This is a genomic window from Herbiconiux daphne, assembly GCF_024979295.1.
In the GTDB taxonomy this organism is placed as follows: Bacteria; Actinomycetota; Actinomycetes; order Actinomycetales; family Microbacteriaceae; genus Herbiconiux; species Herbiconiux daphnes.
In genome coordinates this window covers 1-576 of record NZ_JANLCJ010000620.1, presented here as the reverse complement: position 1 = coordinate 576, position 576 = coordinate 1, and the positions used below count along the sequence as shown (strand labels likewise).

Here is a 576-nt window from a genome sequence, read left to right as displayed (position 1 = left end):
AAGTCCATTCAACTGTGGGAATCCCTTCTTCTTGAAGACGCTGGAAAGAGCGAAGCTTGTTACTTGCTGCTTCCAGACGAGCGGGGTTGTTAAGAACACGAGCCTGACCAATGATGTTGGTCGGCATAGAACTTGAACCGTAGTTGAAAAGAATGTCACCTTGACGTCCCACAAATGTGGAGTTATTCCGTTTAACCTTAACTACGTTTACTCCACGTCGAACCAGTTCATCTTTCAACAGATTAATGGAGTCAGACGGTGCATGGCTATATAAAGCCAAACGAGGTTGACGAGTTGTAGTATTACGTGGCATTTAGGTTTACCTTTATTGGTCAAGACGAGCGGAGGCTTTAACCTCCTCCGCTCTTATTTGTTGGTAGATATCGCGGATTTGTTCTCGGCTTCGAGTAATTTTATTTTCGCACTCGGTGTACGTCAATGTTAGTGACCAACGAGCATGGTCAGACAACATCGGCTGAGCCATTCGAATCACTAATCTACTCTCTTCCTCGTTTAATCTAGCAATTTCTGCCTTGTGAACAAGTAAGGCCTCTTGCAAGGCCTTAATAACTTGTC

General features: G+C 44.4%; 2 protein-coding genes. Both read right to left on the bottom strand.

What is annotated here, in order from left to right; genetic code table 11:
• Window positions 1-313: ATP-grasp domain-containing protein (locus N1032_RS26795; protein WP_259543715.1), on the bottom strand; the 313-nt coding region annotated here is incomplete at its 3' end.
• A 12-nt stretch (window positions 314-325) separates the two neighbouring features.
• Window positions 326-576: hypothetical protein (locus tag N1032_RS26790; RefSeq protein WP_259543713.1), on the bottom strand; the 251-nt coding region annotated here is incomplete at its 5' end.